General features: G+C 63.9%; 1 protein-coding gene. It reads left to right on the forward strand.

Going from position 1 to position 978, the window contains the following annotated elements:
- A partial coding sequence (locus JC881_RS32755; RefSeq protein ID WP_198789809.1) for a hypothetical protein occupies positions 1–978 on the forward strand: 978 nt, incomplete at both ends.

Raw genomic sequence — 978 nt, forward strand, 5'->3', positions numbered from 1 at the left:
TACTGACGCTGCTATTCGTTGAGCTCAAGCCAGTCGAGAGGCTGGAGATGCCGCTGGTCGCAGTGCTCAGGCCCGACGATGTCGAAGTCGACAGGCTGCTCACGCTGCTGTTCGTGGAGCTCAGGCTTGTAGACAGGCTGGAGATGCCGCTCGTCGCCGTGCTTAGGCCCGACGACGTCGAGGTCGACAGACTGCTCACGCTGCTGTTCGTCGAGCTCAGGCCAGTCGAGAGGCTCGCGATGCCGCTGGTGGCAGTGCTCAGCCCCGACGACGTGGAGGTCGACAGACTGCTCACGTTGCTGTTCGTGGAGCTCAGGCCGGTCGAGAGGCTGGAGATGCCGCTCGTCGCCGTGCTCAGGCCGCTGGACGTCGACGTAGACAGGCTATCAATTCTGCTGTTCGCCGTGCTCAACCCGGACGACGTGGAAGTCGACAAGCTGCTCACACCGCTGTTGGTCGAGCTCAGACCCGTGGACAGGCTCGAGATGCCGCTGGTGGCGGTGCTCAAGCCGGACGATGTCGAAGACGACAGGCTGCTGACACTGCTGTTCGTCGAGCTCAGGCCCGTCGAGAGGCTCGCGATGCCGCTGGTGGCAGTGCTCAGCCCGGACGACGTGGAGGTCGACAAGCTGCTCACGCTGCTGTTCGAGGAACTCAGGCCAGTCGACAAACTGGAGATGCCGCTGGTCGCCGTGCTCAGACCCGACGACGTCGAAGTCGACAAGCTGCCGACACTGCTGTTCGTGGAACTCAGGCCCGTGGACAAGCTCGAGATGCCACTGGTCGCCGTGCTCAGGCCCGACGAGGTGGAGGTCGACAGACTGCTCACGTTGCTGTTCGCGGAGCTCAGGCCGGTCGAGAGGCTGGAGATGCTGCTGGTGGCCGTGCTCAAGCCCGACGAGGTCGAGGTCGAGAGGCTTGTGATGCTGCTGGTCGCAGTGCTCAGACCCGACGACGTGGACGTCGACAGGCTGCTCA

The organism is Variovorax sp. IB41, assembly GCF_016405905.1.
Lineage (GTDB): Bacteria > Pseudomonadota > Gammaproteobacteria > Burkholderiales > Burkholderiaceae_C > Variovorax.